The organism is Agrobacterium larrymoorei (genome assembly GCF_037722385.1).
Lineage (GTDB): Bacteria > Pseudomonadota > Alphaproteobacteria > Rhizobiales > Rhizobiaceae > Agrobacterium > Agrobacterium larrymoorei_C.
The window spans coordinates 99,514-121,068 of the sequence record NZ_JBBKAQ010000016.1 but is presented as its reverse complement, the minus strand read 5'-3'; the positions used below and the strand labels follow the sequence as shown (position 1 = coordinate 121,068).

Below are 21,555 nucleotides of genomic sequence, written 5' to 3'. Positions count from 1 at the left end.
AGGTGTAGTTGCTTGTGCGAAACTGTCAGCTTTTCGATAGAAGGCCTCGCTCACAGTGGAGGATTGAGGAAGGCCGGCATGCTGTCCTGCTTGTCTCGCACGGCAAGAAAAAGCCTTGCAGTATCCAGCGCTTCGCGAATGGTGACATCCATGTCGAGATATCGATAGGTTCCCAGTCGTCCGACGAAGCTGATGCCCTCTTCGGCATTCGCAAGCGCGACGTAATCCGCCAATTGTTCTTTTTCCTTCACCAGCCTGATGGGGTAATATGGTGTGTCATCCGGTCCGCATTCACGGGCAAATTCCCGGTAGCAGACAGATCCCTCGTGCTTCTCCCATGGCGAGAAATGCTTGTGTTCGGTGATGCGGGTATAAGGGACGGAGGTCTCGCCGTAGTTCATCACCGCGCAGCCCTGGTAGTCGCCTTCATAGGTGAAGCGGTCGAAATCCAGCGTGCGGTAACCAAGACGCCCTTTCGCATAGTCGAAGTATCCGTCCAGCGCCCCGGAATAGAAGGTGTGGTCATAGTTGGGTTTGTCTGCCCGCTCGAAGCCGGTCTTCAGCCGGACCGAAATACCGGGATGAGCAAGGATGGCGTCGACCATTTCGGTGTAGCCGTTTTCCGGCATGCCCTGATATTTGTGGAAGAAATAGTCGTCGTCATAGTTGAAGCGAACCGGCAGGCGCTTGAGAATGGAGGCCGGCAAATCCTTTGGCGAGCAGCCCCACTGCTTTTGCGTGTAGCCTTCGAAGAACGCCTCATAAAGACCCCGGCCGACAAAGCGCAGCGCCTGCTCCTCGAATGTCTGCGGATCGGTGATCGATGTATCGGCCTGCTCCTCGATGAAGGCTTTGGCTTCATCGGGGCGCAAGGTCTTGCCGAAGAACTGGTTGATCGTGTGCAAATTGACCGGGAGCGAAAAAACCTGACCGCGGCTCGTCGTCTTGACCCGGTTCTTGTAAGGCTTGAAGGTCTGGAAGCGATTGACGTAATCCCAGACTTCCGGGTCGTCCGTATGGAAAATATGCGGGCCATAAACATGTACCATGACACCGGTCTCGGCATCGCGTTCGGTATGGCAATTGCCCGCAACATGGTCCCGTTTATCGAAAATTACCACCTCATGACCGGCTTCAGCCAATTCACGGCCAATCACCGCACCGGAAAGCCCGGCACCTACAATTGCAATTTTCTGTCGGGACACGGGGGCTCTGCCTTTTGTTCAAGCGGTGGCGGAAGCTTGCGTCGTCCACAAGCGGTTGTCATGCTGAATGGGTGAGAAGGCGTCCCATTCACGCAGCTTTTGAAGGTAGCGATCGCGGTAGGAAGCTTCATCGACGAAGTCGAGATTCTCCAGGACAAGCTCGCTGCCGATCTCGTAGTAAATATCGAGATTGCGAAGATCGGGCACCGGTGTCTCGCCCCGCTCGGCTTCGCCCTGCATCTGCCAGTAGAGGTCTTCGAGCCTGCGCGCAGTGGCCGGAATGTCGCGCAGAATGCTCGTTTCTTTTCCTGCTTCCAGTTTTTTTCTTACTGCCTTGAGGCTTGCCGGCTTCTTTGCAAAAGCGATGGCCTTTGCCACATAATCTTCCGGGCCAGAGCAGATCAGCTCGGAACACCCCGTCGCCGCCACGACGCTGCTGCAGAAGCGCGCCGGGAAAGACTTGCCCAAAAATGTCAGAACCGGAAGACCAACGGTCAAAGCATCCGCTGCGGTGGAGTGAGCCCCGTAAGGGAAGGTATCGAGGAAGAGGTCCGCCACCGCGATGCGGGCGAGATGCATCGCGTTTGGCGCTTTCGGCGCGAAAACAAGACGCTCCGGCGCTACCCCGGCAGCCTCTGCCTGATCGCGAAGGCGCTGATCGGGCTTATCACCACCGGTCAAGAGCCACAGGATGCTGCCTGGAGTCTCTTTCAATATGCTCATCCACTGCGCGAAAGTGGGCGGCGTGATCTTCTGCATGCCGTTGAAGCAGGCGAAGACGAAGACGTCCTCCGGCACGCCAGCCTCCTGACGCGACGGGCGCTCGGCAATAACACGCTTGCGGTCGAGCGGCTGATTGCAGGCAATCCGAAGCACTTTTTCCGAATAGTAGATTTCGCTTTCCCCCGGCACGATCACCTCGTCGGCAATCATGTATTGGTGGAAAGGCGTTGCCATGGAGCCTGGGTAGCCGCAGAAGTTGACGATGACGGGCGCAGGGCGATAGGCGAAAATCTTGGTGCGGGCGTGCTTGGTGTAACCGTTGACGTCGATCAGAATATCGATGTCGTCGCTCAAGATTTGCCGCGCGGTCGCTTCGTCGGATAGCTTGGCGACATCGCGCCAGCAATCCACGACCGCTTTCATCCGCGTCTGTGTCGCATCGTTCGTAACGGCATCGCCGCAGTAGTAGGCGTAGATTTCGACACGCGCCTTGTCATGCAGTTCCAGCACCTCCCTCAGGGCGAAGCCAACGGCGTGATCGCGCAGGTCCGACGACACGTAACCGACCCGCAGCCTTTTGCCAGTGTCCGTTTTCTGCCGGACCCTGGCGCGAGGGAAGTTTCTGATATCGGGGCGACCGACAAGCGTCTTGCCGTATTGATAAGCGTTAGCCAGTTGAAACATCGGGTCGTCGGAATAGCAGCCGAGCGTCAGCGGCGGCATCGCGTCGATCATCTGGCGTTGGGTGACATGGATCGAGGGGGCCAGGATCGGCCACTTGCACTGGCGCTGACGCAGGGCGCTCCAGTGCTGTCCCGATTCCAGTTTGTGTGGGCGAAGCTCCATAGCCTGCCAGAGAGCTGCCTCCGCCTCTTCCATCAGGCCAGCATTTTCCATCACACGGCCGATGTGCTGGAGCGCCATGTGACGATAAAGAAGCTGATCCGGCGTCGTCTCAGAGGTTTTTTCTGCAAAGCCCTGCCACTGCTGGATGGCAAGCGTTGCCATTCCGGCATCCTCATAGGCAAGGCCGAGATTGATGTGTGCAGGGCCAAACATCGGCTCATGTTTCAACGCCGCCTGCATAGCGGTCACAGCGCCGGCAAGATCATCCAACTGCCGCAGCAGAACGGAGAAGTTGAAGCAGACCATGTGCTGGCCGGGATGGGTTTCGTTAAAGGCAAGCCAGCTCTTGTAGAGCTCTGCTGCTTCCTGCGGTTTGCCTTGTGCCGTTAGCGTTTCGGCGAATTTCAGCAGATCGACCAGCGAGAGACGCTGGGTTTTTGCAAGCTCCAGCAAGGTTGGGAGGAGCGAATTCTGGGCCGTGCCGCCAATCGATGCATTCATTGCATTCAGAACCTTCAAGCCGGCCTCACCGCCGAAGGCGGTCTCATGGCCGTGATAGACTGAAGATCGATTATACGATGAAGCTTGTGCGGCGCTTTACGCGCAGATTTCAGCGGACGCAGCGTCGCCGCCTGGTCGGCGGCGAGAAGACCTAACGCATGTCGCGCAAAAGTGTGCTGCGGTTTTGCGAGACGACATGCGATAAAAAGGACCTAAAGCGTGCGAGCGAATCTAGATGATCACGACACGCTCTAGAACAGATCGAAGTCGCCGGATGCCTTGTCGATCGGCTGGGAATGACCGTGACGCAGACCCGCGCCAAGCGCCTTCTGCATTTCTGCGAGCTTGACCAGGCTAAGCGCCGTTGTCACGTCCACGGCCCATTCGACCGGAATGGAGCCCGTAATGGTATCGATAAATTCGGCAAGACCACGCGCTTTCTGGACCGCAAGGTCGATGCCCTGCAAGAGCTTCAACCCATCATCGGTGACCGCACCATTGGTGGCATCCAGAAGCTGCGGCTCGATGCGCTCGATCAGATAGGCAACGTCATGCAGTTCTGAAACGACCCGCATCAGGATCGTGGGCAAAGCCTCTTCAAACATTTCAGGTCCAGCACGCTCAGCGATATGCATAGGCAACTCCGTTGTCAAAAAAACTCGATATCGCTTGCCGCCGGCTTTGCAGCCGGAACCGGACGGGTTTCCAGCGCGACGGTCTTCTGGGTTTCGGCACCGCTCAACGGGTGCTGGCGTGCTCTGCCCGATACCGGCCAGAATTCCACCTTTCGGCCGTGATCTCCGCCCGTGGAGCTACCGACCACCCGAATGCCTTCATCCTTCAAGAACTGCATCGCGAAGATTGCATTCTGCTCCCCCACATTGGAGAAGCTGGCAATGGTCTTGGCGCCACCAAAGACCTTTGCTTCCAGACGATCACGGCGTGCTCCCTGCTTGAGCAAGCCGTTGATCAGAAGTTCCATGAGATGCACCCCGTATCGGGTTGCATCTCCGCCCCCCATACCCCCTGTACCCGGCAGCAGAAAGTGATTCATGCCGCCGACGCCCGCAACAGGGTCTCTGAGACACGCAGCCACGCACGAGCCGAGGATGGTCGACAGGACCACATCGGGATCATTGGCGATCTTATACTCGCCCTGAATTATGTGTACGCGCTTGGCTGCGGTTTCGATCATTTCAGCGATCCAAATACGGCCTCAATCGCCGCCCTCATCTTGTCGATCGAAAACGGCTTTGCCAGCACGTTGTTGGCGCCGAGTTGGGCTGCCTTCTGCACTAGAGCGCGGTCTCCCTGCGCGGTCAGAATGATGAAGGCTGCTTTCTTCGTCGACGGGTTCGTGCGAACCGCCTGAAGGAAGCCGAGGCCATCCATCTTCGGCATGTTGAAGTCGGAGATCACCAGATGGTGCGGCTGTTGCTCCATGATCTTCATGCCCTGCTCACCGTCGCCGGCAGCAGTGATCTGCTTGAAGCCAAGCTGCGTGAGCGCATCACTTAGCAACAGGCGGCTGGTGACCTGATCGTCAACGATCAACACTTTTATCTTTTCTGCGAGAGACATTAGTCAGAACCTTCTTTTCGGGCAGCAGTTAGTTTCAGAATTTCTTCGCCGATGGCGTTCAGCGGAAGTTGGTGTTCGACAGCGCCAAGCTCGTAAGCCACGCGCGGCATTCCATAGACCACGCAGGTCTTTTCGTTTTGTCCGACGGTGCGGGCTCCGGCGTGGCGCATCTTCAGGAGGCCAGCCGCACCGTCACGTCCCATTCCTGTCAGAATGGCGCCGACGGCGTTGCGACCTGCAAGTTCGGCCACTGAATCGAACAGAACATCGACCGATGGCCGATGACCATTAACAGGTTCCCGTTCGATCAGTCTGCAGCATGGCGCGGCGTGATTAACAACCTGCAAATGCCGGTCGCCACCAGGTGCAAGATAAACCTTGCCGGTCTGAAGCCGCGCGCCGTCCGTCGCCTCTTCCACGACAGGCGCACAAAGCCGGTTCAGGCGCTCGGCAAAGCTTTTGGTGAAGGTCGGCGGCATATGCTGGGTGATCACCGTCGGCGGGCAATTGACCGGGAACTTCTGCAAGACAGCGATCAACGCTTCCACGCCGCCCGTCGAAGAGCCAATGGCAACGATCTTGCGACCGACGCTATAGTTGGTGACGGCGGCAGGCTGGGGTGCCGCTGACCTCTCGGCAGGGACGCTGCGGTAGGTGCGGTGCTGCGACCGAGCTGCCGCCTTGACCTTGTCCGCAAGATCGGGAAAGGGCTGGGCGTCACCGGGAACCGGCTTGCCAACACAATCGAAGGCACCGATTTCAAGTGCCGCGAGCGAGGCATCCGCGCCGCGATGGGTCAGCGTCGAAACCATGATGACCGGCATGGGGCGCAGGCGCATGATCTTGTCGAGAAACTCGAGCCCGTTCATCTCGGGCATCTCGATATCCAGCGTCACGACGTCTGGATTGAGTTCCTTGATGGCGGCGCGTGCTTCCATGGCGTTGCCCGCCTGACCGATGACCTCAACGTCCGGATCGGATTGGAGGACGGCAGAGATCAGGCCACGCATGGTGGGAGAATCATCGACGACGAGAACGCGGGCGGGCATGCTCATGCTCTCCTCCCGGCGGATTTACCGATGAATTTGTAAGTTGTGATGCCGGTATTGTCGAACTGCTCCTTGGCTTCGCCGGAGACGCGTTCGGAGTGGCCGATGTAAAGATGACCACCTTGCGGCAACAGGCCGGCAAAGCGCGACCAGATCTTCACCTGTGTCGGCTCGTCGAAATAGATGACGACGTTGCGGCAGAAGATCACGTCGAAGCCGCCCTTGAACGGCCACTGCGCCATCAGGTTCAGTTCGTTGAAGGTGATCAGACGCTTGACCTTGTCGCTGATCTGATGCTTGCGACGTCCGCCCGCATCGACTTCCTGGAACCACTGCTTGCGCATGGCAGGAGATACGGTTTCCAGAGCGCCGTCATCGTAAAGGCCAGCCCTTGCCTGGGCGAGGATCTTCGGGTCGATATCGGTTGCGAGAATCTTGAAGTCGTAATCTGCAGCGTTGGGGAAAAGCCCGAGCACCGTGAGTGCGATCGAATAGGGCTCCTGGCCGTCCGAGCAGGCAGCCGACCAGATGCGAACACGTCCGCCGCTCTTTGCCCGGGCGATCAGGCCCGGCAGAACCTCGTCACGCAAGTGATCGAAATGGTGGTTCTCGCGAAAGAAGCGGGTGAAGTTGGTGGTGAGATGCGACAGCATTTCCCGGCGCGCGGCAGCGCCCTGCTCCGAGGAGACCAGTGCGCAATAGTCCTTGAAGCCGGAAAGGCCAAGGTTGCGAATGTGTTTGGACAGGCGCGAATAGACGAGCGACGCCTTGGTATCGTTGAGATAGATACCGGCATCCGCGTAGATCATGGCGGCAATATCCGCCAGGTCGCGGCGCGTCAGCGGGTATTCGCCGCTGACGAGCACTTCATCCTGGGGTCCACGCTGTTCGTTGAACTTAAGCGCTGTCATTCATCACCAACTTTTCAGCCTGTTGCCGCGAGCGACATTTCTTGTTTCAGGGACTGTCCACGCGAGGCGCCGACCACAGCATCCACGTCAAGGATCAGCGCCACGCGACCATCACCAAGGATGGTTGCGGCAGCGATGCCCGGAACATGGGTGTAGTTGGCTTCAAGCGACTTGATGACCACCTGACGCTGTCCCTGGATGGCATCGACCATCAGAGCGCGCTGGCCGCCGCCTTCGGATTCCACCAGAAGCGCCACGCCATCGACCGGGTTGGCCTGTGTGGCACGGAAGTTCAGGATCCGACCGACATCCACGAGCGGGCAGAAGGAGTTGCGGATCGAGATCAGCCGCTGATTGGAGCCGAAGGAATGAATGTTTTGCGCTTCCGGCTGCAGCGTCTCGACGATCGCCGTCAACGGTACGACCAGCGTCTGGCCGGCAACCGTGACCACCATGCCGTCAAGAACGGCAAGCGTCAGCGGCAGGCTCATCGTGAAGGTTGAGCCGAGACCGGGACGAGACGAAATGCTGATGCGGCCGCCGAGTGCCTGGATCGAGCGCTTGACCACGTCCATGCCGACGCCGCGTCCGGAAATATCCGAAATCTTGTCGGCGGTGGAGAAGCCAGGTGCGAAAATCAGGTTGTCGATTTCCTCATCCGTGAGGTTAGCATCGGCCGAGATCAGATCGTTGTCGATCGCCTTCTGGCGCACGCGCTCACGGTTGATACCAGCGCCATCGTCCTGCAGCTCGATCAGGATGCGGCCCGAACGATGCTTGGCGGTGAGTTTAACCGTGCCTTCAGGGTTCTTGCCGGCAGCTTCGCGCTTCTCGGGCGTTTCAATGCCGTGGTCGACAGCATTGCGGATCATGTGGGTCAGAGGCTCGGCCAGCTTGTCGATGACCGTCTTGTCCACTTCGGTGTTTTCACCCTCAGTGATCAGGCGGATCTGCTTGCCGATCATGTCCGCCACTTCGCGGACGATACGCGACATGCGCTGGAAGACTGGCTTTACCGGCTGCGCGCGGATCGCCATGACGCTATCCTGGATTTCGCGCGTCAGCTGCTGAAGCTCTTCCAGACCCATATTGACGGCAGAGGTGCCAGTCGTATCGTTTTCGATGACGCTCTGCGACAGCATTGCCTGGTTGATGACAAGCTCGCCAACAAGGTTGATCAGGCGATCGACGCGGTCGAGATCGACGCGGATCGTCTGGCCGGCGCTGGCATTGTTGGCGGCATTGGCAGCATTTGCCGCAGCGGCGGGCGAGGCTGCCTCGCGCTTTTCGACGGCAGCGGCAACGGCCTGAGTGACCTCGGTTGCAGCCGATGCGGTGGCGACAGCCTTGGCAACGACCGGCTCTTCGATGGAGGCCGGCTGAACCGCTGGCTCATGCACATCTTCTTCCAGCGCGGAAAGATCGAAGGGCACCGGGATCATCGGCAATTCTTCATCGGCCGACGTCTCGTCTTCGGCCATCACGATGTCGAGTTCGCAATCCCACTCGGCAAATTCGAAGACGGATCGGATGCCCTCTTCGCCCTTGTCGGTCTTGATCGCGATTTTCCAGACGAAGTAGGCGTCTTCCGGATTGATGTCGTCAAGCGATGGCAGAGCGCTCATGTCGCAATTGACGCTCATCTCGCCAATGCGGGCAAGATCGCGCAGGAGCAGGGCCGATTCGTTGCCCTTCGAGTAAAGGGCTGCCGACGGCTTGAAGGTGATATTGAATGTCGGCGTTTCCATCAGCGGAATGGCCGCATCCTCGAAATCGCCAAAAGAGAAGGCGATCGGCTGGAAGCCGCTCTCGTCCGTGGGCGCAGGTGCCGGTGCAGGTGGCGGTACGACGGCCGCCTTTGGTGCCTGCTTGGGGGCAGCAGGTTCGGCTGCAGATGGCGTGATCGCCTCACCGTTGGCCAGCGCCTCCAGTTCCTTGACGAGACCGCGGGTACGGCTTTCCTCGACGCTGCCGCCGTCGCGGGCAGCATTGGTCAGATCGGCGAGAACATCCGCCGACTTCAGCATCACTTTCAGGACATCCTGATTAGGGTCGAGCTTGTTGGATCGAACGCAATCGAGCGTGGTTTCGAAGACGTGAGCGAAAGCCACAAGTTCATCGAGACCGAACGCACCGGCTCCACCCTTGATGGAATGAACGGCACGAAAGACAGCATTTACGGTTTCCGGGTCGCGGTCGCCGTCATTCAGTTTAAGAAGTCCCGATTCCAGTTCTGCGAGCTGTTCCTCGCACTCCTGGAAGAAGATTTCTTTGATTTCGTTCATATCCATCGTGAATGATCCCGTATCAGGCAGTTACACGTTCAATGGCATCGATCAGTTTTACGGGGTCGAACGGCTTGACGATCCAACCGGTCGCGCCAGCCTGACGGGCACGGTTCTTCTTCTCGGCGTCGCTTTCGGTCGTCAGGACGAGGATCGGAACCGCACGGTACTTCTCGTTGCGACGAACGCCCTCGATGAAGCCGAAGCCATCAAGGCGTGGCATGTTGATATCCGTGACGATGACGTCGGGATTGCAACCTTCCAGAACTTCCAGACCTTCGACGCCGTCTTCTGCCTGAATGGTCTCGAAACCAGCATTGTTGAGCGTCACCAGCAACATGTTGCGGATCGTGCGGGAGTCATCGACTGTGAGAACTTTTTTCTTCATTCCTATATCTCCTTCGGGAGCATATGATCGATATCAACGCCGATCAGTTTAAGGGTCTTATCGAAGGCTTCAGAGGCCTTCGAAAATGTGAACTGCTTGCCATCGGCCTCCCAGGCCTTGATGCCAGCCATCAATATCTGCACGCATTGTGCGCCGACACGCTCGACCTCGGAGGCATCGACCGTAACCGGCTTGCCTCTGAGTTCTTTCAATTTTCCGTGCAACACGGATGCTTGATTGAGGTCCAGCACAGGTGACAATTTCAGTGTCGAATGCGCTGCTGTCCTGCCTGCCATCAAATGACTCCTTGGCGTTTGTATTGTTGCTGCGCATGGCCGTAATCCATGCGCTCGGGACGCATGACGGTTGCATTGGTTTTTATCGGCTCCGGCGTGGTCGCCTGGTGTATGTGAGCCTGACGCGCAATGCGGAACTCGCGCACCGTGCGGCCAAGTTCGAGAATGACGGTGTGAAGATCGTCAGCCTCTGCAGCCGACGACGACAGGCGCTCTGCGGCGAGATGCGAGTCCGTGCCGATCGCGTCGAGCTCGACGGAAACGTGATTGAGATGACCGGAATGCTCGCCCGTGCGGCGGGCAACGTCGCCGATCATGTCGCTGATCCCGGAAACCTGGCGCACGACGCCTTCGATGGCTTCCTGGGTGCGATGAACCATGCGTACGCCTTCATCGACCTGCGTCTTCGTGCCGTTGACCAGGTTCTTGATCTCGCGCGCGGCTTCGGCGGATCGCTGTGCCAGTGCCCGAACTTCCTGCGCCACGACGGCAAAGCCGCGGCCGCTCTCTCCGGCACGTGCGGCTTCGATGCCGGCATTCAGCGCCAAAAGATTCGTCTGAAAGGCGATCTCGTCGATCGAGCCGATGATACGGCCGATCTGCTCTGCCGATTGCTCGATGTCGGACATGGCGCTGATCGCCTCACCAACCGCCATGCCGCTTTCAGTGGCGGCGTTGCGTGCCTGCGACACTGCGGACTCCGCAGCTGAAATGCGGTCACTGCTGTCACGAACATCATTCATGACTGCGCCGAGACGTTGCGAGGCGTCGCTCAGTCGACGCGATTGTTCCGTCGATACCGTTGCGAGACCGGCATTTTCGCGCGACATGCGCTCGGCAACAGTGTGGGCCTTGTCCACGCTTTCATGGGTGGCAGCCATCGAATGACCGATCCGCTCCATTGCCGCGTTGAACGCTTCGGCGATTTCGCGATAAGCCTCCGGCAACTCGCCACCGATGCGGGCCGTCAGATCGCCGTCCGCGAAAGCATTCAGTGCCTTGCCGAAGAGCGTCACGACCTCGGCCTGATCGCTCTCACGCTGCCGTGCAAGCTCTTGGGTTTGGCGAATGCGCAATTCGTTGAAGCGCAACGAAACGGCAATCTCCGTATCGACCATCACCAGCCGAATGACGGATTTCACGGCCTCGGCCAGTTCCTGATGACGTTTACGGGCACCCGGCAGCAGTGAGCGAGGCGGATGCTGCGCGATCAAGCCGCCGAGCAGATTTTCAAGAACCACAGCGCGGCCGGCCACGCTCCAGCGCGGATCGAGACCCATGCGGTTTTCGGTGTCGGAAAGAACCTTGACGCGTTCGGCGTAAAGCGCATCGAAACGCGCATCGGTCAGCACAGACCAATGGGCCGTCTGCATGTCATGCAAACGCTCGATCTGATTGTCGCTCTCGAAGGAGGGTGAACAGTCGGGCAGAGACTGAAAACGCATCATCAGGTCGCGAAGACCTGCTTTCAGATGCGGCTCGAGCATGGTGCGGTAACGGCGCAACAGATCGCACTGGTCTTGATCGAGACCAGCAAAACGCAACCGGCCAGCCAGGCTACCGCCCGTTGCCCTTCGCGAATGATCTGTTGGCAGGTCCTGCCCCAAGTGACGTCCCCAATGGTTTACCGGCCAGACCGGCAGATGACGGTTAAGAGAACGCCAGTATCCTTGAGGGATGTTCACGACATGGGCATCCATAACGGACGCCTCACAAGCGTTAGCTGAGCCTTCTGCAACCAAACGGAATACCGGATCAACCCGGTACGGCAGGGCGGCATCATGCCTGGAAGGAGAGCAGCTCTCCATTTCGCCGTGAAATACGACTAATCTTTATGGTTAATTCCTTGCCTGAAAGTTAAGAATCCTGATTTCAAGGTATGATTATTAAAATTTGTCATTGATTTGCATGACCGCACGGTTGCAAACTTGTCCCCTTGTCAGCGTGCTCGTTATCCTGCCGGTTTTTGATCTTTTTCGCCCCCGTGCGCTAGACAAGCGTTGCGCCATTACCCTAAGATAATCAATACGATATTTGCTTCACCGGGATGCTCGGGAGCGCCTCGCACGAGGATTTTAAGCGCTTCATGATGACATGATGCGATGAAGCAGGGCGCCGGAGCATATCTGAGAGATCGTGACACGGTTTGGCTAAGCGACGAATAGGTAGGAGGTAACGATTTTGCCACGGATGGGACGACATCGCGGTCCTCCGCACCATCCTGTCAGGTTGATCAACCTCCTCGTTGCCAGCATGCTGGTTTTCTTCGGCGTGCCCAGTTTGGCGAGTTCAAGCCCGGTCCTCAAACCGCAACGGCTGGAACGCTCGTGCGTATCCTCTGAAGCCCCGCGCTTTTCTTCCGTGGAACGGGCACTCGATCAGCCCGGGCCTATTGCTTGCCGATACACGGGACGTCTTTCCGTTCACGATTTTGTTGACGCATTTTTATCCACCTCAGGGGTGGTAACAGCATACATCAAAACCCAGATTGGGTTCGACCCGGCGCGATCTCTTTTGCATCCGGTTCAATCCGTTCGTGTGGCCTCGCCACGCGGACCTCCCGAAAAAGACTTGTCCTAGTCTGCCGGACTGCCGTTCTGATTGGAAGGATTGGCATCTCTGGCGGAAACAGCCGCGGAATATTCTAACGCCAGAGAAAATTGCCATCCTTTATGAGACTTGACGTCATCCTTCCCATTTTGATCGCCCTTCCCTTTATTGGCAGTTTCGCCACTGCGATGATGCCGCGCAATGGCGCGGCCCGTGGGCCGGCAGCCGTTGCAGGCGGCATTGCGCTTTTCGGTCTGATCTCAACGATTTTTCTCTACACCAGCGTCACCGACGGCCAGGTCCTCAAGTACGACGTGGAATGGCTGCCGCAGCTTGGCCTGAACTTTACGCTTAGACTGGATGGCTTTGCGTGGATGTTCATGGGCCTGATTACCGGCATCGGTTTTCTCGTCGTGCTCTACGCCCGCTACTATATGTCTGCGGAGGATCCGATCCCTCGCTTCTTTGCCTTTCTTCTGGCCTTCATGGGCTCGATGATGGGCATTGTGCTGTCAGGCAACGTCATTCTCCTGTCGATCTTCTGGGAGATGACCAGCATCTTCTCATTCCTGCTGATCGGCTACTGGCACAACAACGCGACGGCGCGTGATGGCGCGCGCATGGCGCTAACGGTGACGGGCATCGGCGGCTTTTGCCTTCTCGCTGGTTTGCTGGTTTTGGGACACATTGCCGGAAGCTACGATCTCGATGCGATTATCGCGAAGGCTGCGGACGTCAAAGCACACCCGCTTTATCTGACGGCACTCGTGCTGATCCTGATCGGCGCGCTGACGAAGAGCGCGCAGTTCCCCTTCCACTTCTGGCTACCCAATGCGATGGCAGCGCCGACACCGGTCTCGGCCTATCTGCATTCCGCCACCATGGTGAAGGCCGGCGTCTTCCTTTTAGCGAGGCTCTGGCCGGTTCTTGCCGGCACGCAGGAGTGGTTCTGGCTCGTCGGCTTTGCCGGCATTACGACGCTTCTGCTCGGCGCCTATTTCGCCATGTTCCAGCAGGATCTGAAAGGGCTGCTCGCCTATTCGACCATCAGCCATCTTGGCCTGATCACCACGCTGCTCAGCCTTGGAAGTCCACTTGCCGCCGTTGCTGCGATCTTCCACATGGCAAACCATGCCACCTTCAAGGCGTCGCTGTTCATGGCGGCCGGCATCATCGACCATGAGACGGGCACGCGCGACATGCGGCGCTTGAGCGGGCTCTATCGCTATCTGCCGGCCACCGCGACGCTTGCTATGGCCGCAAGCGCTGCCATGGCGGGCGTGCCGCTCTTCAACGGCTTTCTCTCCAAGGAAATGTTCTTTGCCGAGGCCATCGAGACCCATGCGGACTCGCTCCTTGACAAGGCGCTCCCCTATGTGGCGACACTTTCCGGTGCCTTCGCCGTGGCCTACTCGCTGCGCTTTATCCACACGGTCTTCTTCGGTCCGCCGCCAAGCGACATTCCCAATCCGAACCCACACGAGCCGCCGCGTTGGATGCGTTTTCCGATCGAGTTTCTGGTGCTCGCCTGCCTGATCGTCGGCGTGGTACCAAGCCTTTCGGTCGGTCCGTTCCTGCATTCTGCGGTGGTATCGGTTCTTGGTCCGCAAACGCCTTATTACAGCCTGGCGATCTGGCATGGTTTCAACCTGCCGCTCGTCATGAGTATCGTTGCACTAATCGGCGGCGTTGCGATCTATGCACTTCTGGGAGACTACTTCTCCAAATGCGATGATGGCCCGCCGATCTTCCGGCACCTCAGGGGCCAGCGTATCTTCGAGCGCATCATCGTCACCGTCTCGTGGAAGTGGGCGCGCTGGCTGGAAAGCACGCTCGGCACAAGACGGCTGCAGCCACAGCTGCGCATTCTGATCTTCGTCGCACTCGTTGCCGGTTTTTCACCGCTGGTGTCTTCGCAATTCTCGCTCACCCTTCCGCGTGTCACTTCCTTCGATCCGATCTTCGCTGTTCTCTGGGGCATCGGCATGATCGCGGCCATGGGCGCTGCCTGGCAGGCGAAGTATCACCGTCTTGCCGCTCTCGTGATGCTGGGCGTTTCCGGCCTCGTCACTTGCCTGACATTCGTCTGGCTGTCCGCACCGGATCTTGCTATCACCCAGTTGCTCGTCGAGATCGTCACGCTCGTGCTGATCCTGCTCGGCCTTCGCTGGCTGCCCAAGCGCATGGTGAAGGTTGACAACAACAACGAGCTACCGGCGCAGCTTCGTCGCGGGCGCGATTTCCTGCTGGCCGTCTTCTGCGGCATCGGCATGACAGTAATCGCCTATGCGGTGATGACACTGCCCGTGCCAAACACCATCGCCAATTATTTCCTTGAACGGGCCTACACCGAAGGTGGCGGCACCAATGTGGTCAACGTTATCCTCGTCGATTTCCGCGGCTTCGACACGATGGGCGAGATCGCAGTTCTAGCGATCGTCGGTCTGACCGTCTTCGCCCTCTTGCGTCGTTTCCGTCCGGCGCAGGATAGTGTAGGATTGCCAGAGCAGCAGTTGATCCAGAACGCTTTCGATGCCGAAAGCCCCGAGCGCAGCAAGGGCGATACGGTGCGCGACTATCTGCTGGTGCCTTCGGTCATCATGCAGTGGATGTTCCCGGTCATCGTCACCTTCTCGATCTTCCTCTTCATGCGCGGTCATGATCTCCCAGGCGGCGGGTTTGCCGCCGGCATCACTATGGCGATTGCCTTCCTGCTGCAATATCTGGCGGGCGGTACGCGCTGGGCAGAGGATCGCATCCGCATTCTGCCGCTGCGGTGGATGGGGTTCGGTCTGCTGATGGCAGCCTCGACCGGCATGGGCTCGTGGTATTTCGGCTATCCGTTCCTGACCTCCTACTTCCAGTATACGGAGATTCCCTACATCGCGAAAATGCCCACGGCGTCCGCCCTCCTTTTCGATCTCGGTGTCTTCTCACTCGTGGTCGGCTCCACGGTTCTGATCTTGATAGCACTGGCGCACCAATCATTGCGTAACTACAAGCTACGCACACCCGACGCCGCCAAAGCGGAGGATGTGTAATGGAGCTTATTCTCGCCATCGGCATCGGTGTGATGACGGGATCGGGCGTCTGGCTCATCCTTCGTCCGCGCACCTATCAAGTCATTGTCGGCCTGTCGCTGCTGTCCTACGCCGTCAACCTCTTCATCTTCGGCGTGGGGGGCATCAAGACCAATGCACCACCTGTTCTTCTTGACGGGGTTGCAACTTCACAGCTGGCCGATCCCGTGCCGCAGGCACTGGTATTGACGGCGATCGTCATCGGCTTTGCCACGACGGCCCTGTTCCTCGTGGTGCTTCTTGCCGCACGCGGTTTGACCGGCACTGACCATGTAGACGGGAGGGAGAGCAAGTGAACTCATTCCCATCCCACATCGTGATTGCACCCGTTCTGGTGCCGTTGATCACCGGCGCGATCCTGCTCTTCATCGACGAGCGCAAGCGAAAGACGAAGGCCGCAATCAGCTTCATCTCGACGCTGGTGCTGCTCGCCGTCTCGATTGGCCTCTTCATCGAAGTCAATTCGACGGTAAATACCGAAATTGCCGCGATCATCTCAACGGGTGTCTATCTTCTTGGCAACTGGCCAGCGCCGTTCGGCATTGTGCTGGTGGCGGATCGGCTTTCGGGGTTGATGGTGCTTCTGGTGTCGCTATTGGCGATCCCGTCGCTCGTCTATTCGCTGGCCAAGTGGCACAAGTCAGGTGCGCATTTCCATTCGCTCTTCCATCTGATGCTGATGGGCGTGAACGGCGCGTTTCTGACCGGCGACCTTTTCAACCTCTTCGTCTTCTTCGAAGTGATGCTGGCTGCATCCTACGGTCTGCTTCTGCACGGTTCCGGGCAGTTGAGGGTGAAGGCAGGTCTGCACTACGTGGCGATCAACCTCGTCGCGGCATTGTTCTTCCTGATCGGCGTCAGCTTGATCTATGGCGTGACCGGTACCCTCAATATGGGCGACCTGGCGCAGCGCATTGCCGGTCTAAATCCCGACCAGCGCATGCTGTTGGAGACGGGTGCGGCTGTCCTCGGCATCGCTTTTCTCGTCAAGGCCGGCATGTGGCCGCTAAACTTCTGGCTGCCTTCCGCTTATGGCGCGGCGTCTGCACCCATTGGCGGCATCTTCGCCATCATGAGCAAGGTCGGTATTTATGTCATTGCACGATTATCGTTTCTGCTCTTCGGCCAGACAGCCGGCGATTCCGCCGGTTTCGGCCATGATGCGCTGCTGATTGGCGGCATTGCCACCATCGTTTTCGGCACGATCGGCGTGCTGGCGTCTCAGGCGCTTGGGCGTCTTGCTGGCTTTTCGGTCCTCGTCTCATCAGGCACGCTGCTTGCAGCCATGGGCACGGGCAACCCGATGGTGGCAGCGGGGGCGCTTTACTACCTCGTCAGCTCGACCCTCACCATCAGCGCCTTCTTCATGTTGATCGAACTTGTGGAACGCAGCCAGGATGCGGGCGCAAACGTTCTTGCCGTGACAATGGAAGCCTATGGCGATGGCGACGAGGAGGAAGAGCAAGACGAGGTCGGGGTAACGATGCCTGGCACCATGGCGGTGCTCGGCACCTGCTTTGCCGCCTGTGGCATTCTGCTTGCCGGATTGCCGCCGCTCTCTGGCTTCATCGCCAAGTTCTCCATGCTGTCGGCAATCCTCAATCCGCAAGGCATGGGCGCCGATACCGAGATTTCCACACTCTCCTGGTGGATCGTGTTCCTCATCGTCTTCTCGGGCCTTGCGGCTCTGATCTCGATGACACGCGCCGGCATCCGCACCTTCTGGGGCTCTCTTGAAGGCACGGTACCCCGCGTCTTCGTCATCGAAATCGCGCCCATCATGCTGCTTCTTGGTTTGACACTTGCCATGACCGTACAGGCCGGGCCCATCATGCGCTACATGCAGGAGACGGCGCGCATTCTCGACCTGCCAGAGAGCTACATCCAGGGTGTGATGACTGCACCGCGGGCGGGTAATCCCGGGGAGGCAGCGCAATGATCCGCCGTATTCTCCCCTACCCACTGTTGACGCTCTCGCTCCTCCTTTTCTGGATGACGATCAACAGCTTTTCGCCCGGGCATCTTCTCTTCGGAACGGCAGTGGCGCTCATCGCATCCTGGTCGATGGCCTCGCTTCGACCTGCAAAGCCGAGGATCCGTAGCTGGACGGCTGTGGTGAAGCTCATTTGCATCGTTTTTTACGACATCATCCGGTCCAACATCGCAGTCGCGACGCTGATCATCTTCGGGCGTAAAAGGGGCGGCAAGTCCGGCTTCCTCACCATTCCGCTCGACATCCGCGATCCGCTCGGTCTGGCGCTCCTGGCGATCATCCTGACCGCAACGCCCGGCAGCGCGTGGCTGGAGTACAACTCGTCTCAAGGCACTTTGTTGATCCATGTGCTCGACAACGTCAGCGAAACCACCTGGATCAACCTCATCAAGAACCGATATGAAAAAATGCTGATGGAGATATTCGAATGAGTTCGATTATCCTTTTCTGGTCGTTTTCCCTGGCCCAAATTTTCCTGGCAATCGCAATGGCGATCTCCGTCTATCGCATCGCCATCGGACCACGCGCGCAGGACCGCGTGCTTGGCGTTGATACGCTCTATGTCAGCTCCATGCTGCTGTTGATGACCTTCGGCTTGCGCACCGGCAACGATATCTATTTCGAGGCGGCACTTCTGATGTCGATCCTCGGCTTCGTCTCGACGGTGGCCCTTTCGAAATTCCTGATGCGTGGTGAGGTGATCGAATGATCAATGCGGCAGAATTTCCACTCTGGGCAGCCATTCTCGTTGCCTTCTTCGTCCTGCTCGGATCTTCACTAACGCTGATCGGTACGATCGGCTTTGCTAAACTGCAGAGCTTCTATGAAAGACTGCACGCGCCGACACTCGGCACAAGCTGGGGAACGGGCGGCATCGCCATGGCCTCCATCATCTATTTCTCGGTGTCCGGCGGCCGCTTCGTTTTCCACGAAATCTTTATCGGCATTTTCATGACGATCACAACGCCGGTCTCGCTGATGCTCCTTGGTCGCGCCGCACTCTATCGCGACCGCGCCGAACAGAACCCTAGCAAGCCGGACAAGCTGTAACATGCAGACCGCCAGTGGACTTGACCGGCGGTCCATACCTGAAATTTGTCTGTCAGACCCCGCTTGCCGGAATGCCGGTGCGGTGCACCTTGCGCGGCGCGGTTAGCTCTTTCCAAGTAGAGAGCGCTTTGGCGGGTGCCGTCAACGGCGGGCGGGAAACAAAGCGACCATGGCCTTCCCGGCTCTTCATCACGCCCTCTTCCACGGCCACCTGACCGCGGGTCAAAGTAAAGCGCGGCAGGCCTATGACCTCCTTGCCTTCAAAGACGTTATAATCGATCGCCGATTGTTGGCTTGCGGCCGTGATCGTCTTGCCCCGCTTTGGATCCCAGACGACGAGGTCGGCATCCGCACCAACAAGGATTGCCCCCTTCTTCGGATAGATGTTGAGGATCTTGGCAATGTTGGTGGATGTGGCGGCGACGAATTCATTCATCGTCAAGCGGCCAGTGCTGACGCCGTAGGTCCACAGCATCGGCAACCGGTCTTCCAGCCCGCCGGTGCCGTTGGGGATCTTGCGGAAATCTCCAAGGCCGGTGCGTTTCTGCTTGGTGGTGAAGGCGCAATGGTCCGTCGCCACGCATTGCAGCGAGCCAGCGGCAAGGCCGGCCCAAAGGCTGTCCTGATGCACCTTGCTGCGGAAGGGCGGAGACATGACGCGGCGGGCGGCATGGTCCCAGTCCTTGTCGAAATACTCGCTCTCATCCAGCGTCAGATGCTGGATCAGCGGCTCGCCATAGACACGCATGCCCTTCTGCCGGGCCCGGCGGATGGCTTCGTGGCTCTCCTCGCAAGACGTGTGAACGATATAGACGGGGCAGCCTGCCATATCGGCAATCATGATGGCGCGGTTGGTGGCCTCGCCCTCCACTTCCGGCGGGCGGGAATAGGCGTGCGCCTCAGGGCCGTCATTGCCCTCAGCCATCAGCTTCGCCTGCATCTGAGCAACCACATCGCCATTTTCGGCATGGACGAGCGGTAGCGCGCCCAGTTCGGCGCAGCGCTGGAAGGAGGAAAACATTTCGTCGTCATCCACCATCAGGGCACCCTTATAGGCCATGAAATGCTTGAAGGTATTGATACCCTTGTCGCGAACGATCGTCTCCATCTCGTTGAAGACCTGCTCGCCCCACCAGGTGATCGCCATGTGGAAAGAATAATCGCAGGCCGCACGCGACGTCTTGTTGTCCCACATAGTCAGCGCTTCAAGCATGGATTGCCCGGGATTGGGCAGCGCGAAATCCACCACCATGGTGGTACCGCCAGCCAATGCCGCGCGCGTGCCACTATCAAAATCATCAGCCGAATAGGTGCCCATGAAAGGCATTTCCAGATGCGTATGCGGATCGATGCCGCCCGGCATCACGTAGCATCCTGTGGCGTCCAGTTCGGTTCCATCTTTGAGGTTCGGTCCGATCTCGACGATAACGCCGCCTTCAATGCGGATATCGGCATTATAGGTGAGATCGGCGGTGACGATGGTCCCGTTCTTGATGATGGTGCTGGTCATGACTGTTCCCTAATCGTGATTTTGGTTGCCGGTACCGCCCCCCGATCAGTCCCGTGCTCATCTTTCGTCCAGCCGGTCGTTGTGTCCATCCCTCTTTTTGCTGAACGGCATGGGCGCACCGCAGAGCTACTGCACTACGCCTGCGGTCTCGACGACCGCGTGAAACAGCACGTCGCAGCCCGCCGCGGCCCATTCCTTGGAGATTTCCTCCGCCTCATTGTGCGAAAGACCGCCGACACACGGGCACATGATCATGGTGGCAGGCGCGACTTTTGCAGCCCAGCAAGCATCGTGCCCGGCGCCAGAAATGATATCGCGATGCGTCAGGCCCAGCCTTTCCGCTGATCGGCGTACCGTATCCACCAAAGCAGGATCGAAGGTTACCGGATCGAAGTGACCGACGGCCTCAACCGAACAACCCACGCCTATCGCCTCGCATATTTGAGCGGCCTCCGCTTCGATGCGCTCACGCATCCGGTTCAGCTTGGCGAGATCGGGTGTACGGATATCGACCGTGAAGACGACCGTTCCGGGCAGGACGTTGCGAGAATTGGGCGAGAAGATCACCCGACCGACGCCACCTACTGCACCTGGTTGGCTCTCCATCGCTACGGTCTGCACCATCTCGATGATGCGTGCCAAAGCCAGCCCGGCATTGACCCGCATGGCCATCGGTGTCGAGCCGGTATGGGCCTCCTTGCCGGTCAGCGTGAATTCCAGCCACCACAGCCCTTGGCAATGAGTCACGACACCGATCGTCTTGTTTTCGGCTTCGAGGATCGGCCCCTGCTCGATGTGATATTCGAGATAGGCGTGCATCTTGCGCGCACCGACCTCTTCCTCGCCCAGCCAGCCGATGCGCTGCAACTCCTCGCCGTAGGTCTTCCCCTCGGTATCCTTGCGCGAATAGGCGTGTTCCAGCGTGTGGACGCCAGCGAAAACACCGGACGCGAGCATGGCCGGCGCGAAGCGCGCGCCTTCCTCATTCGCCCAGTTGGTGACGACGATCGGATGCTTCGTGCGGATCCCGAGATCGTTCATGGTGCGCACGACTTCGAGCCCTGCTAGCACGCCCAAGACGCCATCAAACTTGCCGCCTGTCGGCTGGGTATCGAGGTGAGAGCCGACATAGACCGGCAGCGCGTCAGGGTCTTCACCGGCGCGGGTGGCGAACATCGTTCCCATCTTGTCGACGCCTATGGTGAGCCCTGCCACCTCGCACCAGGACTGGAACAGGGCGCGGCCCGCAGCATCTTCGTCGGTCAGCGTCTGGCGATTGTTGCCGCCAGCAATGCCGGGACCGACCTTCGCCATGTCCATCAACATCTCCCACAGCCTGTCGGCATTCACACGCATGTTTTCGCCGGGCGCAGCCATAGCGTCTTCCTTCCAATGCTTGCGCACGTTCCGGCCGTCTCCGACCAATACCGTGCATCGTTCGCGTCTGCGGCCTCTTGGCGGGACGTTACCCGTTCTCAACCCTCGGCCTCTTCTTGTTCTTGTGCGGCCCGCAAAAATTTCGATTCGCATGAACGAAATTACATGATGTCGACGAGGTTAAAAGCTTCTCTCTGCTTCCCGGAGCTT

19 protein-coding genes are annotated in these 21,555 nt (G+C 58.6%); 6 read left to right on the top strand and 13 right to left on the bottom strand.

Annotated elements, in window-relative coordinates; translation table 11 throughout:
- Window positions 1-50: 50 nt before the first annotated feature.
- The 11 genes from glf to WKI41_RS14745 all read right to left on the bottom strand — a co-directional run bounded on the left by glf (window position 51) and on the right by WKI41_RS14745 (window position 11,392).
- Window positions 51-1,205, bottom strand: coding sequence for a UDP-galactopyranose mutase (gene glf / locus WKI41_RS14795; RefSeq protein ID WP_340194257.1), 1,155 nt, complete (start codon window positions 1,203-1,205; stop codon window positions 51-53).
- Between the two features lie 18 nt (window positions 1,206-1,223).
- Window positions 1,224-3,275, bottom strand: a complete 2,052-nt coding sequence (locus WKI41_RS14790; RefSeq protein WP_340194454.1) for a glycosyl transferase — start codon at window positions 3,273-3,275, stop codon at window positions 1,224-1,226.
- 251 nt (window positions 3,276-3,526) lie between these two features.
- A complete protein-coding gene (gene cheT / locus WKI41_RS14785; RefSeq protein WP_340194256.1) occupies window positions 3,527-3,910 on the bottom strand; it encodes a chemotaxis protein CheT in 384 nt (127 codons plus the stop codon).
- A gap of 14 nt (window positions 3,911-3,924) precedes the next feature.
- Complete coding sequence (gene cheD / locus WKI41_RS14780) at window positions 3,925-4,470, bottom strand: chemoreceptor glutamine deamidase CheD (RefSeq protein ID WP_340194255.1); 546 nt, start codon at window positions 4,468-4,470, stop codon at window positions 3,925-3,927.
- On the bottom strand, window positions 4,467-4,856 hold the full coding sequence (cheY2, locus tag WKI41_RS14775) for a chemotaxis response regulator CheY2 (RefSeq protein WP_062425091.1): 390 nt from the start codon (window positions 4,854-4,856) through the stop codon (window positions 4,467-4,469). The genes cheD and cheY2 overlap by 4 nt, the downstream gene beginning before the upstream one ends.
- Complete coding sequence (gene cheB / locus WKI41_RS14770) at window positions 4,856-5,911, bottom strand: protein-glutamate O-methylesterase CheB (RefSeq protein WP_340194254.1); 1,056 nt, start codon at window positions 5,909-5,911, stop codon at window positions 4,856-4,858. The genes cheY2 and cheB overlap by 1 nt, the downstream gene beginning before the upstream one ends.
- Window positions 5,908-6,816, bottom strand: coding sequence for a protein-glutamate O-methyltransferase CheR (cheR, locus tag WKI41_RS14765; RefSeq protein WP_340194253.1), 909 nt, complete (start codon window positions 6,814-6,816; stop codon window positions 5,908-5,910). Before cheR ends, cheB begins: the two co-directional genes overlap by 4 nt.
- 14 nt (window positions 6,817-6,830) lie before the next feature.
- Window positions 6,831-9,107: a chemotaxis protein CheA gene (locus WKI41_RS14760; RefSeq protein ID WP_340194252.1), complete on the bottom strand. Its 2,277-nt coding sequence runs from the start codon at window positions 9,105-9,107 to the stop codon at window positions 6,831-6,833.
- Window positions 9,108-9,123: 16 nt separating this feature from the next.
- Window positions 9,124-9,489, bottom strand: a complete 366-nt coding sequence (gene cheY1 / locus WKI41_RS14755) for a chemotaxis response regulator CheY1 (RefSeq protein WP_062425087.1) — start codon at window positions 9,487-9,489, stop codon at window positions 9,124-9,126.
- A gap of 2 nt (window positions 9,490-9,491) precedes the next feature.
- Window positions 9,492-9,785, bottom strand: coding sequence for an STAS domain-containing protein (locus WKI41_RS14750; protein WP_306930960.1), 294 nt, complete (start codon window positions 9,783-9,785; stop codon window positions 9,492-9,494).
- Window positions 9,785-11,392, bottom strand: a complete 1,608-nt coding sequence (locus tag WKI41_RS14745) for a globin-coupled sensor protein (RefSeq protein WP_425341053.1) — start codon at window positions 11,390-11,392, stop codon at window positions 9,785-9,787. Before WKI41_RS14745 ends, WKI41_RS14750 begins: the two co-directional genes overlap by 1 nt.
- Window positions 11,393-12,457: 1,065 nt before the next feature.
- Here WKI41_RS14745 and WKI41_RS14740 point away from each other — a divergent pair.
- The 6 genes from WKI41_RS14740 to mnhG are packed head-to-tail and all read left to right on the top strand — an operon-like array spanning window position 12,458 to window position 18,458.
- Window positions 12,458-15,376 carry a monovalent cation/H+ antiporter subunit A gene (locus WKI41_RS14740; protein ID WP_340194250.1) on the top strand — a complete coding sequence of 973 codons (2,919 nt, stop codon included), beginning with the start codon at window positions 12,458-12,460 and terminating at the stop codon, window positions 15,374-15,376.
- Entirely contained in the window at window positions 15,376-15,711 is a 336-nt protein-coding gene (locus WKI41_RS14735) for a Na+/H+ antiporter subunit C (protein ID WP_296018164.1), read from the top strand. Before WKI41_RS14740 ends, WKI41_RS14735 begins: the two co-directional genes overlap by 1 nt.
- Window positions 15,708-17,354, top strand: a complete 1,647-nt coding sequence (locus WKI41_RS14730; RefSeq protein ID WP_340194249.1) for a monovalent cation/H+ antiporter subunit D — start codon at window positions 15,708-15,710, stop codon at window positions 17,352-17,354. Before WKI41_RS14735 ends, WKI41_RS14730 begins: the two co-directional genes overlap by 4 nt.
- Window positions 17,351-17,839: a Na+/H+ antiporter subunit E gene (locus WKI41_RS14725; protein WP_340194248.1), complete on the top strand. Its 489-nt coding sequence runs from the start codon at window positions 17,351-17,353 to the stop codon at window positions 17,837-17,839. The genes WKI41_RS14730 and WKI41_RS14725 overlap by 4 nt, the downstream gene beginning before the upstream one ends.
- Complete coding sequence (locus tag WKI41_RS14720; RefSeq protein WP_340194247.1) at window positions 17,836-18,117, top strand: K+/H+ antiporter subunit F; 282 nt, start codon at window positions 17,836-17,838, stop codon at window positions 18,115-18,117. Before WKI41_RS14725 ends, WKI41_RS14720 begins: the two co-directional genes overlap by 4 nt.
- Window positions 18,114-18,458 carry a monovalent cation/H(+) antiporter subunit G gene (gene mnhG / locus WKI41_RS14715; RefSeq protein WP_340194246.1) on the top strand — a complete coding sequence of 115 codons (345 nt, stop codon included), beginning with the start codon at window positions 18,114-18,116 and terminating at the stop codon, window positions 18,456-18,458. The genes WKI41_RS14720 and mnhG overlap by 4 nt, the downstream gene beginning before the upstream one ends.
- 52 nt (window positions 18,459-18,510) lie before the next feature.
- Here mnhG and hydA read toward each other — a convergent pair whose 3' ends face one another.
- Together hydA and WKI41_RS14705 are read right to left on the bottom strand one after the other, a co-directional pair.
- On the bottom strand, window positions 18,511-19,968 hold the full coding sequence (gene hydA, locus WKI41_RS14710; RefSeq protein WP_340194245.1) for a dihydropyrimidinase: 1,458 nt from the start codon (window positions 19,966-19,968) through the stop codon (window positions 18,511-18,513).
- 126 nt (window positions 19,969-20,094) lie between these two features.
- Window positions 20,095-21,345, bottom strand: coding sequence for an allantoate amidohydrolase (locus WKI41_RS14705; RefSeq protein WP_340194244.1), 1,251 nt, complete (start codon window positions 21,343-21,345; stop codon window positions 20,095-20,097).
- Window positions 21,346-21,555 lie beyond the last annotated feature (210 nt).

Excerpts from the sequence above, each read along its gene's own strand:
- WKI41_RS14760 (WP_340194252.1), bottom strand. The coding sequence starts at position 9,107 with ATGGATATGAACGAAATCAAAGAAATCTTCTTCCAGGAGTGCGAGGAA.
- cheD (WP_340194255.1), bottom strand. The coding sequence starts at position 4,470 with ATGATCGAAACCGCAGCCAAGCGCGTACACATAATTCAGGGCGAGTAT.
- WKI41_RS14725 (WP_340194248.1), top strand. The coding sequence starts at position 17,351 with ATGATCCGCCGTATTCTCCCCTACCCACTGTTGACGCTCTCGCTCCTC.
- WKI41_RS14735 (WP_296018164.1), top strand. The coding sequence starts at position 15,376 with ATGGAGCTTATTCTCGCCATCGGCATCGGTGTGATGACGGGATCGGGC.
- WKI41_RS14720 (WP_340194247.1), top strand. The coding sequence starts at position 17,836 with ATGAGTTCGATTATCCTTTTCTGGTCGTTTTCCCTGGCCCAAATTTTC.
- cheT (WP_340194256.1), bottom strand. The coding sequence starts at position 3,910 with ATGCATATCGCTGAGCGTGCTGGACCTGAAATGTTTGAAGAGGCTTTG.
- cheY2 (WP_062425091.1), bottom strand. The coding sequence starts at position 4,856 with ATGTCTCTCGCAGAAAAGATAAAAGTGTTGATCGTTGACGATCAGGTC.
- cheY1 (WP_062425087.1), bottom strand. The coding sequence starts at position 9,489 with ATGAAGAAAAAAGTTCTCACAGTCGATGACTCCCGCACGATCCGCAAC.
- cheR (WP_340194253.1), bottom strand. The coding sequence starts at position 6,816 with ATGACAGCGCTTAAGTTCAACGAACAGCGTGGACCCCAGGATGAAGTG.
- mnhG (WP_340194246.1), top strand. The coding sequence starts at position 18,114 with ATGATCAATGCGGCAGAATTTCCACTCTGGGCAGCCATTCTCGTTGCC.
- WKI41_RS14705 (WP_340194244.1), bottom strand. The coding sequence starts at position 21,345 with ATGGCTGCGCCCGGCGAAAACATGCGTGTGAATGCCGACAGGCTGTGG.
- hydA (WP_340194245.1), bottom strand. The coding sequence starts at position 19,968 with ATGACCAGCACCATCATCAAGAACGGGACCATCGTCACCGCCGATCTC.
- cheB (WP_340194254.1), bottom strand. The coding sequence starts at position 5,911 with ATGAGCATGCCCGCCCGCGTTCTCGTCGTCGATGATTCTCCCACCATG.
- WKI41_RS14740 (WP_340194250.1), top strand. The coding sequence starts at position 12,458 with ATGAGACTTGACGTCATCCTTCCCATTTTGATCGCCCTTCCCTTTATT.
- WKI41_RS14790 (WP_340194454.1), bottom strand. The coding sequence starts at position 3,275 with ATGAATGCATCGATTGGCGGCACGGCCCAGAATTCGCTCCTCCCAACC.
- WKI41_RS14750 (WP_306930960.1), bottom strand. The coding sequence starts at position 9,785 with ATGGCAGGCAGGACAGCAGCGCATTCGACACTGAAATTGTCACCTGTG.